Below are 13198 nucleotides of genomic sequence, written 5' to 3'. Positions count from 1 at the left end.
GCAGTCGACCGGCAGGTCAGCCCCCGCCGCCACCGCCACCACCGCCCCCGGCGCCACCGCCACCGCCGGCGCCTCCACCGCCCGCGCCGCCGCCGAAGCCGCCACCGCCGGAACCGCCGCCGAACGGCCACGGTCGGCCGACCAGGGCGAAGGCAGACCGGCCGGCGAGATAGCCGAAGAGCAGCCCGAGCCCGGTGAACAGTCCGAAGCCGCCCGCATTGTTGCTGACCCGGTCCCACCAGGTCGTCGGTCGCGGGTCCGGACCGACCGGGAATGCCAGGGCGACGTCCGGGCTGAGGCCGGCAAGATCGACATCGACGGTCACCGCCGCTCCCGGGAGGGTCACGCCGTCGGTGATCATGGCCGACCTGCCGCCGCTGGTGATCTTGTCGCAGATCTTGTCGCTGCCCGGTTCCCCGGCATAGCAGCGAGGTTCCAGCGGACCGGCCGGTCCGTTGATCGTGATCCGGGTGGCGGCGATCGGGATCTTCCAGCCGCTGCCCACGACATCGAAGTACAACCGTGGGCCGTCGCCACCGCGGACCAGTAGGGAGTGGTAGCGGTACCGCAGGACAAACGTGTGATCGCCGTGCAGATCGTCCGAGCCGATCGTCACCGTCGTTCCCCGGGCGGCACGCTGCACCGACACCGGTTCGACACCGTCGCTGTCCAGCACCTCGACGTCGTGCAGCCCGAAGTCGACGCGGCCGTAGCCGGAGATGTCGCCGGCCGCCGGGATCACCCGGTAGGCGCCCCCGTGAGCACCGGCGCCGTGGTGGTAGGTCAGCCGTTCGGTGATCGTGACCGTACCGTCGCGCGCGACGTCGACCGTCGAGGCGAAGGTCGAGACCCGTTTGGCGTACGCGGCCAACTCGTCCTCGTCGTCGGACAGGTCGCGGCCGGTCACGACACCGACGACCAGAACAATCATCGTGACGACCAGGAGGAGCAGGGCCAGCGTCGCCACCGTCAATCCCGTCGACCGCAGGATCCGCACCGGCCACGACCGCCGTGCTGCCGGTTCCGGTCGGGCTCGGGTCGGCAACGAATGCTTCGGTGCTGGCATCGGGTCGAACTCGCCTCCGCAGACCTCGGGTCCGTCCGTCGATGGTCGCACGGATCGCGGGTCACGCCCCGGACGGCTACGGCTCCGCCGACCACCTGTGCCGCCGTAAAAATCCGCCGGGATCGTGCCACCAGCCGTTAGTCTCGTGCTGCATGTCGGGGATCGTCAGCGTGCAGGGGTTGGTCAAAAGGTTCCGGCGGCCGTTGAAGGCTCCGAGGCTGGCCGGCGCCGTACGACATCTGGTCCGACCCCGGCATGAAACGGTCACCGCGGTGGACGGCGTCGATCTCAGCATCGAGGAGGGCGAGTCGGTCGCCTACGTCGGCCCGAACGGCGCCGGCAAGTCCACCACGATCAAACTGCTGACCGGGATCCTGGTCCCGACGGCGGGTTCGATCGACGTCTGCGGCATCCGCCCGCATGTCGATCGGCAGGCCAATGCCCGCAACATCAGTGTCGTGTTCGGTCAACGGACCCAGCTCTGGTGGGACATTCCGGTGATCGAATCGCTGCGGCTGCTGGGCGACATCTACACCGTCCCGGCGGCCGACTACCGCCGTACCATGGACGAACTGGTCGACGTCCTCGATCTTGCACCGTTGCTGGGCGTGCCGGCCCGGCAACTCTCGTTGGGCCAGCGGATGCGATGCGATCTCGGGGCGGCCCTGATCCACTCACCGCGGGTGCTGTTCCTGGACGAGCCGACGATCGGGCTGGACGTTGCGGTGAAGGCCCGGTTGCGCGAGTTCGTCGGCCGGATGCAGACCGGCCGCGGCCTGACCGTGTTGTTGACCTCGCACGATCTCGGCGACATCGAGGAACTGTGCCCCCGGATGATCATGATCGACAAGGGCACGATCGTCTACGACGGACGGTTCGACGAGGTCACCCGGCGGTTCGGCTGGGAGCAGACGGTGGTCGTCACGCTGGCCGAGGACGTCGCTGACGCCGAGCAGCGGGCCCGCTCCGCACTGGCCCGCGTCGAGACCGAGATCGTCTCGTCCGACAGTCGTCTCGACGTCAGCTTCGACAGTCGCATGATCAACTCCGGTGAAGTGATCAAGGAACTCGCCGTCGCGCTGCCCGTTGTTGATCTTGCTCTGGAGCGGACCTCGGCGGAGTCGATCGTGCGCCGACTGTACGAGGGCGATCTGACCTTCCAGCCAGATCCATCCTCCCGGCCCGATCAGCCGGACCGAGCCGGGCCGGCACAGTGACCGTCGTCGACACGACCATCCGGCACAGCCGCGACAAGCCGGTCTGGAGATATCTTTCGCTGGCCCGGACCACGCTGCAGCAGGCGATCGCCTATCGGATCACCACGTTCTTCAACGTCGGGCTGACCTTCATCTGGGTGATCATCCTCTACTACCTGTGGCGAGCGGCGTACGCCGGCCGCGGTTCGATCGCCGGATTGAGCTGGGACGAGATGCGCACCTATGTGGTGATCGCGTACGGCCTGAACGCGCTGGTCGGCTGGCGGACCGGGACCGCGATGATGGCGACGATCCGCACCGGTGACGTCGTCTTCGACATGGTTCGGCCGCTGAACTATTGCGGCACCCAGATCGCCCGCGCGCTCGGCTTCACCGCCGTCGAGGGAGCGATCAGCATGATCTTCACGCTGGTGATCGGGCTGCTCTTCCTGGACATCCGGCCGCCGTCCTCGATCGGCGCCGGGCTGCTGTTCGCGGTCGCGTTGATCATCGGCTTCCTCACCAAGGTGCTGGTGGTCTTCGGTGTCTCGCTGCTGACCTTCTGGACGCTGAACGGGATGGGCCTGATGTGGTCCCAGCAGGCGATCATGCAGATCCTGTCCGGCACTATCGTGCCGCTGGCCCTGATGCCGTCCTGGCTGCAGGTGATCGCCGGTGTGTTGCCGCTGCGTGGCATCGTATCGACACCGCTGCAGCTCTATCTGGGCAAGAGTTCGGGCTGGGACGCGGCCGGGCTGATCGGCCTGCAACTGGTCTGGCTGGTGGTGCTGTGGGCGCTGGCCAACCTGGCCTGGCGGCGGGCCTTCCGGGCCGTCGAGATCCAGGGCGGTTGATCATGGTCCGGCTGATCACGATCTTCTTCCGGCAGCAACTGGTGCGACTGCGGTCGGCGATGGAATACCGGGCCGACTTCTGGATCGCCGCGGTCGGCGCGATCCTGCAGCAGTTGGTCGGGATCGTCTTCCTGGTCACCTTCTTCGGCCACGTGTCCTCCCTCGGCGGCTGGACGCTGTGGCAGATCGCGGTGCTGCACGGCATGGTGATGGCCGCCGACGGGATCCGGGAGATGTTCGCCGACGGCGCCTGGAAGCTGCGCGCCGATGTCAACACCGGCTCCTTCGACCGGGTACTGGTCAGACCGCTGCCGCCGGCCCTGCAACAGGCGACCGCGTTGGCGTCGATCCACGGCATCGGCAATGCCGGCCTGGGTGCCGTCGTGCTGGTCCTCGGGCTGGCCCGATCCGGGCCGGACTGGCATTGGTGGTCGATCCCGGTGGTGATCATGGCAGTGCTCTGCGGGACGGTGTTGAACACCGCGATCAGCTTCCTGACCAACATGATCGCCTTCTGGGAGCCGTCGGCGCAGAGCGCGTTTCCGACCTTCGTCGCCCTGGTCCGGGATTTCGCCAAGTTTCCGCTGGACATCTACGGTGCCGCGGTCCGGCTGGTGGTGACGTTCCTGCTGCCGTACGGGCTGATCAGCTACTTCCCGAGCCGGCTGGTGCTCGGCATCGGGCCGGCTGCCGGCTGGTGGGCGCTCACCCCGCTGATCGCGGCCGGCGCGGCGGCGCTGATCGCTGCCGCGGTCTGGCGACGCGGACTGAACCGATACCAGGGCGTCGGGCACTGAACACGCCGGATCCGGAGGGCGTCGGGTCGGGGCGGGACCGGCGACGTACTCCGAGCCGGCCGGTCGGCGGTCTACGGTTCGCGGGCGATGGCCTCGTGGTGCCGCACGACCTCGGCGACGATGAAGCCGAGGAACTTCTCGGCGAACTCCGGATCCAGATGGGCGTCCTCGGCCAGCGCCCGGAGCCGAGCGATCTGCTGGGTCTCACGGCCGGGGTCGGCGGGCGGCAGACCGTACTGCGCCTTCAACTCCCCCACCCGCTGGGTGATCTTGAACCGTTCGGCGAGCAGATGCACCAACGCCGAGTCCATGTTGTCGATGCTCTGCCGGAGCCGGCGCAGTTCGGGCCACGGGTCTTGGTCGGTCACGGACGCGAGCCTATCCCGCGGCCGGTGTCGCCCCGATCGGCCGGCACCCGATCTTCGCCGCCAGCCAAATCGGTGGGTCGTTGTCAGTGCTATCGGGGATGATGGGTGGGTGCCCACAGATCTCCTCGGCTCGAGCACGCGGCCGGCCCATGCGCTGATCGGCCGACAGTCCGAGCTAGGACGCCTGACGGGTGCCATCGGAGTGGCCGGGCGCGACTCCGGTGACGCCGGTCCGGTCCGTCACGCTGTCGTCGCCGGTGAGGCCGGGATCGGCAAGAGTCGGCTGCTCTCGGCGCTGGCCGAGCCGGCCCGCCGGTCGGGTCGGCGGCTGGTCGTCGGTCACTGTCTGGACTTCGGTGACGCCTCACTGCCCTATCTGCCGTTCACCGAGATCTTCGGTCAGCTGCAGGCCGAGGCTCCGGCCGAGATCGCCGCCATCGCGCAGCGGCATCGAGCGATCCATCGGCTGTTGCCGGCCGAGCGGCGGCTGCCCGAGGACAGTGACGAGGTCTCCGGTCACGTCGCCCGGACCGAGCTGTTCGACGCGGTGGCCCGGGCCTTCGACCGGTTGGCGGCCGGCAGTCCGGAGAGCGGGACCTCGGGTGTGGTGATCGTGATCGAGGACCTGCACTGGGCCGATCCGTCCAGCCGGGACCTGCTCACCTACCTGTTGTCGCGGCGCTTCGAGCATCCGGTGTCGCTGGTGGTGTCCTATCGCAGCGACGATCTGGTCCGCAGCCATCCGCTGCGGGCCGCGCTGGCCAACTGGTCCCGGCTGGATCAGGTCGACCGGATCGATCTGCCGCCGCTCCCCGACCGCGATGTCGGGCGGCTGGTCGCAGGGCTGCGCCCCGATCTGCCGCGCCCGGAGGTGCAGGCCGTCATCGACCGCGCCGAGGGCAACGCGTTCTTCGCCGAGGAACTGACCGCGGCCGCCGACGTCCGCGGCGTGCCGGCGGATCTGGCCGGGCTGCTGCTGCTCCGGCTCGACGTGCTCAGCGACGCCGCCCGGCACGTCGTCCGCGCCGCGTCGGTGGCCGGCCGCAAGGTAGGGCACGAGCTGTTGGCCGAGGTCGCCGAGCTGCCGGCCGGCGAGCTGGACATCGCGATCCGCGGCGCAGTCGAGGGCCAGGTGCTGGTCGGCCGCGACGACGGCTACGTGTTCCGGCACGCCCTGCTGGGCGAGGCGGTCTATGACGATCTGCTGCCCGGTGAGCGGGTCCGCTTCCACGCCCGCTACGTCGCGGCGCTGACCGCACCGGGCAGCGGCGGCACCGCAGCGGAGTTGGCCCGCCACGCCCGGGCCAGTCACGACAACGCCACCGCCATCTCGGCGAGCATCGCGGCCGGTGACGAGGCGCTGCGGGTCGGCGGTCCGGACGATGCCCTGCGGCACTACCGGCACGCCCTGGAGTTGGTCGAGCATCAGCCGATCCCCGACGTCTCCGACCAGGACACGGCGGTGATCGACCTGACCATCCGTGCCTCCGAGGCGGCCGAGGCCGCCGGTCATCTCGATCAGGCGATCAACCTGCTCCGGGACCGGCTGCAACGACGCCCGGCGGACTCCGGTCTCGACCCGGTGCTGCGGGCCCGGCTGTTGCAGTCGCTGGCCTCGTCGTTGTTGTACAGCGACTACGACCTGGACGAGCGGGCGTTGCTGTCCGAGGCCGTCGACCTGATCGACAAGGATCGGGACCGGTCGTTGCACTGCCGGCTGCTGGCGACGATGGCCCGGTCGTTCGTGGTCCGCGGCCGCTACGAGGACGCCATCGAGTGCGCTCATCGGGCGATCGCACTGGCCAAGGAGCTCAGCCTGCAACGGATCATCGCCGAGCAGACCATCCTGTTGGCCAAGATCAAACAGCGACTCGGTGATCCGGATGCCTCGATCAAGCAGATCGAACGGGTGCTGGCCGGCGCGGTCGCCGACGGCGACTCCACCACCGAGCTGCGGGCTGCCCACCAACTGGGCACGATCCGCTTCGAGCAGGGCAAGCTGACCGAGGCGCTGGCCACCTATGAGCGGGCCGCGGATCGGGCGGCGGCCAGTGGGCGACGCTGGTCGCCGTACGGGTTGGACGCGGTGGTGATGGCGGCCCAGACCGCCTTCTCCCTCGGCGACTGGGACCATGCGATCGAGCTGTCGGCCGAGCGGGAGCAGGTGCCGAGCCTGGCCCGGGCCAACCTCGACCTGACCATCCTGTCGGTGCGCAGCGGCCGTGGCGAGTTGGAGGGCCTGCGACTGCTGCCCGGGCTGCGCCGCTGGTGGGGCTACGACAGCATGGTGACCATCAACTGCATCCCGGCGATCGAGTTGCATGCGCTCGGCGGCGATCTGGCAGCCGCGTGTGCCCTGTACGACGACATGGTGACGGCGATGGAGGCCGTCAACGGTCCACATTTCATCGGCCGGGTCCGGCTGAACGGTGTGCTGCTCGACGTGCTCACCCGATCGGCCGCCGGCAGCGATGGACCGATCCCGGAGCGCTTCGTCGACCGGGCCGACGAGGCACTGGACGGCGCCCGGGCCGCGATGGCCGACTTCGAGAAGACCCGCAAGCCGGGCCCGGAGGCCTATGCCTGGCAGGCCCGGACCGAGGCGGAGTATCTCCGTTTCCGGTCCGTGATCGGCCGACCGGCTGCCGAGCCGGCCGAGCTCGTCGGATGCTGGCGGCGCGCGGTCGCCGGCTTCGTCGAATACCCGCATCGCTTCGAGCACGCCCGCTCCCAGGCCCGGCTGGCGGCCGCGCTGCTCACCGGCGGGGATCGGACGGCGACATCACAGGCCGCGGAGTTGATCGATGCCGCGACCGCGACCGCCGCAAGGCTCGGCGCGCGCCCGCTGCTGGCCGAGCTCGGCGCTCTCGGATCCGATCGGACCGGACCGCCGAGCAGCAACCCGCTGACCGCCCGCGAACGAGAGGTGCTCGGGCTGGTCGCTGAGGGGCTGAGCAACCGCGACATCGGTGGCCGGCTGGTGATCAGCACCAAGACCGCCAGCGTGCACGTCTCCAACATCATGGCCAAACTGGCGGCGGAGAGCCGGACCGAGGCTGTTGCGATCGCACGACGTACGGGTCTGATCGGATGAGCGGGTCCGATCCGAAGGCTGACCGGAGCGTGTCCCTGGATGATGTCCGGGATGCCGCCGACCGGCTGCGCGGAGTCGCGCACCGGACGCCGGTGCTGCGATCGCGGACCGTCGACCGACTGGTCGGCGCCGAGGTGTACTTCAAGTGCGAAAACCTGCAACGGATCGGCGCCTTCAAGTTCCGCGGCGCCTACAACGCGATGTCTCGGCTGAGTCGCGAGCAGCGCGACCGCGGGGTGGCGGCGTTCTCCTCGGGCAATCATGCCCAGGGCGTCGCGCTGGCCGCTCGCGAGCTGGGAAGTTCGGCGGTGATCCTGATGCCGTCGGACACCCCGAGCTCCAAACTCGATGCGACCCGCGGTTACGGCGCCGAGGTGGTCAGCTATGACCGGTACACCGGCAACCGGGCCGAGCTGGGCCGGGCGCTGGCGGCCGAACGTGGACTCGCGCTGATCCCGCCCTACGACCATCCGCACGTGATCGCCGGTCAGGGCACGGCAGCGCTGGAGCTGCTGACCGAGGTCGATGATCTTGATGCGCTGCTGGTTCCGGTCGGCGGTGGCGGTCTGATCGCCGGCAGCGCCACTGCCGCGACGGGCATCCGGCCGGGTTGCTCGGTGATCGGCGTCGAACCGGCCGAGGGCAACGACACCGCGTTGTCGTTGCAGGCCGGGCATCGGGTGTCCATCCCGGTCGCCCGGACGATCGCCGACGGGCTGGCCGCCGAGACGCCGGGCGAGCTGACGTTCGCGATCAACCAGCGGCTGGTCAGCGACATCACCCTGGTCGACGACGACCAGATCGTCGCCGCGATGCGGATCTTCTTCGAACGCCTCAAGCTGGTCGTCGAACCGAGCGGTGCGGTCACCCTGGCCGCCCTGCTGGCCGGCCGGATCGCCCCACTCCCCCGGCGGATCGGTGTGATCATCTCCGGCGGCAACATCAGCCCCGACCGCTTCGCCGCCCTCCTCAGCTGACCCGCCCCCACGCTGACCCGTCAGTTTGTCCCCGACACGCCGCGCGTGTCGGGGACAAACTGACGGGTCGGCGGGGTGGGTGCGGGATCAGAGCCGTCGGGTTGTCACGGTGGGATCAAGGTTGTTGATCATTGCTGTGATGAAGCTTGGCTGCCGGCTGGGCGATCCCTTTGACTGTCCTCACGCTCATCCACGGAGAGGACAGTCCGTTGATCAGAAAGTCAACCAGGGCAGGCATCGCGGGGGCGGCAGCGGTGCTGGCAGCACTGCTCTGCCTGGTCCCCGGGGTCGGCAACCTGCCGACGGCCCGGGCCGAACCCGCCCCCAGTGACAAGACCAGCGCCAAGGAGGCCAAGCGGGTCGACTCGGTCCCGACGCCCCGGCTCAACTGGTATCCGTGCAACGACTACGACGGCGCGCAGTGCGCCACGGTCAAGTTGCCGCTGGACTACGACAAGCCGAACGGCGCCAAGGTCGAGTTGGCGCTGCTGAAGATGCCGGCGACCGATCCCGACCACAAGGTCGGTTCGATCTTCGTCAATCCGGGTGGTCCGGGCGGATCGGCCGTCGACTTCGCCGCGTCGGCGCCGTACCTGTTCAACAGATCGATCACCGGCAAGTTCGACGTGATCGGCATCGACCCGCGCGGTATCGGCTCCAGCGATCAGGTGACGTGCTTCCCCGACGCTCGCCGGCAGCAGCGGGTGTTGAACAAACTCGACATGGCCTTCCCGGTCAAGAACAAGCAGGTCACCCGCTACAGCTCCGGCTCCGAGGAACTCGGCAAGGCCTGCTCCGACTACGGCAAGAAACTGGCGGGCGCGATGTCGACCGCCGAGGACGCTCGCGACATGGACGTCATCCGCCGCGCGGTGGGAGACCGACAGTTGACCTACATCGGCTTCTCCTACGGCACCTACCTCGGCCAGGTCTACGCCACCATGTTCCCCGACCGGGTCCGGTCGATGGTCATCGACGGCGTCCTCGATCCGGTCGCCTGGGCCGGCACCGCGGCCACCCGGGACACGCCACAGACGTTGCGGGTGCCGTCCGGTGAGGGAAGCTATCGGGCGCTGAAGGAGATGCTGCGCCGCTGTGACGCGGTGGGTTCGAAGAAGTGCTCATTCGCTTCCACCGTTGATGATCAGACCACCCTGCAGAAGTTCGACGCGCTCGCCGCGCTGATGCGGAAGAAGCCGATCGTGATCGACGATGTCGAGGGCAACCCGTACTCGGTCGACTACGCGACCATGATCTCCACCGTGCTCGACGACCTCTACGACCCGGCGGGATCCGAACCCTTGACCGACAATCTCTCGCTGTTGTGGAAGTTCTCCGGGCTGGAGAAGAACGCCGTGGCCATCCCGGCAGCCGATCAGGCCGCAGCCAGGAAGCGATTCGGCAGGGCCGCCAAGCCGTACGGGTTCCCCTACGACAACAGTCTGGAAGCGTTCACCGGTGTGCTCTGCACCGACTCGATGAACCCGTCGAAGGTCTCAGCCTGGCCGCCGGCGATCAAGCAGGCTGATCCGGCGGCGAAGTACTTCGGCGAGCTGTGGGCCTGGTCGTCGGCTCCGTGTGCTGGCTCGACCTGGACGGTGACCGACGAGGACGCCTACCGCGGACCGTTCGACAAGAAGACGGCTGGGCCGGTGCTGGTGATCGGTGACTACTGGGATCCGGCGACCAACTACAAGAGTGCGGTGGCGGCCGCCGGTCTGCTGGGCAACAGCCGACTGCTGCTCAGCGACAGCTGGGGACACACCGCGTACGGGACCTCGGCCTGCGTCAATCAGGCGGTCACCACGACCCTGCGGTCGGTGAAGCTGCCGGCGAAGGGCACCCGCTGCGTCGGCGATGTGCAACCGTTCACCGATCCGCAGACCCCTGAGATGGCTCAGCGTCGGACCCAACGCGTCACCGGAATCGATCCCGCCGCGGTCGACAGTGCCCTGCGGGACCACAGGATGCCCGGCCGCTTCTGATCCCAGAAGACCAGCACCAACGCGCTGACCCGTCAGTTTCTCCCCGACACGCCGCGCGTGTCGGGGAGAAACTGACGGGTCAGCGGAGTTGGTTGGTGCGCAGATCAGGGGGTGCCGACGATGACCTCGACGCGCTGGAACTCCTTGACCTCGGTGTAGCCGGTGGTGGCCATCGAACGGCGCAGCGCGCCGACCAGGTTCATGGTGCCGTCGGGCACCGTGGACGGGCCGAGCAGGATCTGCTCCAGGGTGCCGACCGCACCGACCTCGACCCGCTCACCGCGAGGCAGGTCGGAATGCCAGGCCTCGGCACCCCAGTGGAAGCCGTGCCCGGGAGCTTCCACGGCCCGGGCCAGCGGTGAGCCGACCATCACCGCGTCGGCACCGCAGGCGATCGCCTTGGCGATGTCCCCGGACCGGCCGACCGATCCGTCGGCGATCACGTGCACGTAGCGGCCGCCGGACTCGTCCAGGTAGTCCCGCCGCGCGGCGGCGACGTCGGAGACCGCGGACGCCATCGGCACCGCGACGCCGAGTACGTCACGGGTGGTGTGCGCCGCTCCTCCGCCGAAGCCGACCAGCACCCCGGCGGCACCGGTCCGCATCAGGTGCAGCGCGGCCTGGTAGGTGGCGCAGCCGCCGACGATCACCGGCACGTCCAGGTCGTAGATGAACTGTTTGAGGTTGAGCGGCTCGGCGGCACTCGATACGTGCTCGGCCGACACGGTGGTGCCGCGGATGACGAAGAAGTCGACTCCGGAATCGACCACGGCCTGGGCGTACTCGTTGGTGTTCTGCGGTGACAGCGAGCCGGCGGCCGGCACTCCCGCCTCGCGGATCTCGGAGATCCGCTTGGCGATCAGGGCCGGCTGGATCGGCTCGGCATAGATCTCCTGCATCCGCTTGGTCGCCTGTGCCGGGTCGGCGATCCCGGCGATCTCGGCCAGCAGTGGCTCGGGATCGTCGTACCGGGTCCACAGCCCCTCGAGGTTGAGCACTCCGAGGCCACCGAGTCGGCCGAGCGCGATCGCGGTCGCCGGCGACATCACCGAGTCCATCGGCGCGGCGATGATCGGGAACTCGAAGGTGAGCGCATCGATCCGCCAGGTCAGGTTGACCTCTTCCTGACCCCGGGTCCGTCGGGACGGGACGATCGCGATGTCGTCGAAGGCGAAGCCCTGCTGGGCCCGCTTGTTGCGGCCGATCTCGTACATGATGTCCTTTTGTCGCGGCTGGCGGTCCGGTTGTCGCGGCCGGGCAGGTCAGCCGTTGCTGCTGGAGTAGTTCGGCGCCTCGACCGTCATCTGGATGTCGTGCGGGTGCGATTCTCGCAGACCCGCCGAGGTGATGCGGACGAAGCTGCCGCGCTCCTGCAGCTGCGGGATGGTGGTCGCTCCGCTGTAGAACATCGACTGCCGCAGGCCGCCGATCAGCTGGTATGCGACGGCACCGACCGGGCCGCGGTAGGGCACCTGGCCCTCGATGCCCTCGGGGACCAGCTTGTCCTCGGACTTGACGTCGCTCTGGAAATAGCGGTCCTTGGAGTAGGAGCCCTTGCGGCCACGGCCGGAGAGCGCGGGCAGCGAGGCCATCCCCCGGTACGACTTGAACTGCTTGCCGTTGATGAAGACCAGGTCTCCCGGGCTCTCGTCACAGCCGGCCAGCAGCGAGCCGAGCATCACGGTGTCGGCGCCGGCCACCAGAGCCTTGGCGATGTCACCGGAATACTGCAGGCCGCCGTCGCCGATCACCGGGACGCCGGCCGGCTTGGCGGCACGGGCAGCGTTGTAGATCGCCGTCACCTGCGGTACGCCGACGCCGGCGACCACCCGGGTGGTGCAGATCGAGCCGGGTCCGACGCCGACCTTGACGCCGTCGACACCGGCGTCGACCAGGGCCTTGGCGCCCTCGTAGGTGGCGACGTTGCCGCCGACGATGTCGACGTGATCGGCCAGCGGCTCGGTCTTCAGCTTGCGGACCATGTCGTGCACCGCCTGGGAGTGGCCGTGCGCGGTGTCGACGATCAGCATGTCGACGCCCTCCTCGACCAGCGACATCGCCCGTTCCCAGGCGTCGCCGAAGAAGCCGACCGCCGCGGCCACCCGGAGCCGACCCTGATCATCCTTCGAAGCGTCCGGGAACTGATCGGACTTGACGAAGTCCTTGAGCGTGATCAGACCCTTGAGCCGGCCCTGCTCGTCGACCAACGGCAGCTTCTCGATCTTGTTCTGGGCAAGGAGTTTGAGCGCGTCGTCCTTGCTGATCCCGACCTTGCCGGTGATCAGCGGCATCTTCGTCATCACCTCGGCGACCCGCTTGCTGCCGTCGTTCTCGAACCGCATGTCGCGGTTGGTCACGATGCCGAGCAGCCGCTGGTCCTCGTCCACCACCGGAACGCCGGAGATCCGGAAATGCCCGCACAGCTCATCGGCCTCGGCCAGCGTCGCGTCCGGCGCGATGGTGATCGGCTCGTCGATCATCCCGGCCTCGGACCGCTTCACCTGATCGACCTGGCGGGCCTGCTCGGCCAGCGGCAGGTTGCGGTGCAGCACGCCCAGACCACCCTCGCGGGCAATGGCGATCGCCATCCGCGCCTCGGTCACGGTGTCCATCGGTGAACTGAGCAGCGGGATCTTGATGGAAATGTTCTTCGAGACCTGCGCGCGGGTATCCACCTGGGACGGAATCACATCCGACTCGGCGGGCTGCAGCAGCACGTCATCGAAGGTCAGGCCGAGAGTGGCGAACGGGCCGGGAACCCCGGCTGGCGAGAGGTCGGACTCCAAGGACACGAGAACCCTTCCGGATAAAACGAGCGACGAATACTCGAGCGGCGCGGATCGAGGTGGGGTATCACCCAT

10 protein-coding genes are annotated in these 13198 nt (G+C 68.8%); 6 read left to right on the top strand and 4 right to left on the bottom strand.

The window, feature by feature from the left end:
- Nucleotides 1–16 precede the first annotated feature (16 nt).
- The gene (locus BLU38_RS31415) at nucleotides 17–1066 is read right to left on the bottom strand and encodes a DUF2207 domain-containing protein (protein ID WP_091527067.1); all 1050 of its coding nucleotides are present in this window, start codon (nucleotides 1064–1066) and stop codon (nucleotides 17–19) included.
- A gap of 203 nt (nucleotides 1067–1269) precedes the next feature.
- On the opposite strand from BLU38_RS31415, the gene BLU38_RS19235 reads away from it, so the two are divergent.
- Genes BLU38_RS19235 through BLU38_RS19225 form a run of 3 tightly spaced genes read left to right on the top strand, consistent with a single transcriptional unit; the run spans nucleotide 1270 to nucleotide 3913 of the window.
- The gene (locus BLU38_RS19235; RefSeq protein WP_197679781.1) at nucleotides 1270–2283 is read left to right on the top strand and encodes an ABC transporter ATP-binding protein; all 1014 of its coding nucleotides are present in this window, start codon (nucleotides 1270–1272) and stop codon (nucleotides 2281–2283) included.
- Entirely contained in the window at nucleotides 2280–3116 is an 837-nt protein-coding gene (locus tag BLU38_RS19230; protein ID WP_157683568.1) for an ABC transporter permease, read from the top strand. Before BLU38_RS19235 ends, BLU38_RS19230 begins: the two co-directional genes overlap by 4 nt.
- Nucleotides 3117–3118: 2 nt before the next feature.
- Nucleotides 3119–3913, top strand: coding sequence for an ABC transporter permease (locus BLU38_RS19225; protein ID WP_091527064.1), 795 nt, complete (start codon nucleotides 3119–3121; stop codon nucleotides 3911–3913).
- Nucleotides 3914–3984: 71 nt separating this feature from the next.
- On the opposite strand, the gene BLU38_RS31805 is transcribed toward BLU38_RS19225, so the two are convergent.
- Nucleotides 3985–4281, bottom strand: a complete 297-nt coding sequence (locus BLU38_RS31805) for a chorismate mutase (RefSeq protein ID WP_269458122.1) — start codon at nucleotides 4279–4281, stop codon at nucleotides 3985–3987.
- A 109-nt stretch (nucleotides 4282–4390) separates the two neighbouring features.
- Here BLU38_RS31805 and BLU38_RS19215 point away from each other — a divergent pair, with 109 nt between their 5' ends.
- The 3 genes from BLU38_RS19215 to BLU38_RS19205 all read left to right on the top strand — a co-directional run bounded on the left by BLU38_RS19215 (nucleotide 4391) and on the right by BLU38_RS19205 (nucleotide 10337).
- Nucleotides 4391–7375 carry a helix-turn-helix transcriptional regulator gene (locus BLU38_RS19215; protein WP_172836183.1) on the top strand — a complete coding sequence of 995 codons (2985 nt, stop codon included), beginning with the start codon at nucleotides 4391–4393 and terminating at the stop codon, nucleotides 7373–7375.
- Between the two features lie 29 nt (nucleotides 7376–7404).
- On the top strand, nucleotides 7405–8352 hold the full coding sequence (locus BLU38_RS19210) for a threo-3-hydroxy-L-aspartate ammonia-lyase (RefSeq protein WP_231919933.1): 948 nt from the start codon (nucleotides 7405–7407) through the stop codon (nucleotides 8350–8352).
- A 209-nt stretch (nucleotides 8353–8561) separates the two neighbouring features.
- On the top strand, nucleotides 8562–10337 hold the full coding sequence (locus BLU38_RS19205) for an alpha/beta hydrolase (RefSeq protein ID WP_157683565.1): 1776 nt from the start codon (nucleotides 8562–8564) through the stop codon (nucleotides 10335–10337).
- Nucleotides 10338–10441: 104 nt separating this feature from the next.
- Here BLU38_RS19205 and BLU38_RS19200 read toward each other — a convergent pair whose 3' ends face one another.
- Together BLU38_RS19200 and guaB are read right to left on the bottom strand one after the other, a co-directional pair.
- Entirely contained in the window at nucleotides 10442–11551 is a 1110-nt protein-coding gene (locus BLU38_RS19200; protein ID WP_091527060.1) for a GuaB3 family IMP dehydrogenase-related protein, read from the bottom strand.
- Nucleotides 11552–11599: 48 nt separating this feature from the next.
- Nucleotides 11600–13123, bottom strand: a complete 1524-nt coding sequence (gene guaB / locus BLU38_RS19195) for an IMP dehydrogenase (protein ID WP_407939712.1) — start codon at nucleotides 13121–13123, stop codon at nucleotides 11600–11602.
- Nucleotides 13124–13198 lie beyond the last annotated feature (75 nt).

It is taken from the genome of Microlunatus soli (assembly GCF_900105385.1).
GTDB classification, from domain to species: Bacteria; Actinomycetota; Actinomycetes; order Propionibacteriales; family Propionibacteriaceae; genus Microlunatus; species Microlunatus soli.
The sequence above is the reverse complement of the archived record's forward strand: the minus strand, read 5'-3'. Positions and strand labels throughout refer to the sequence as shown.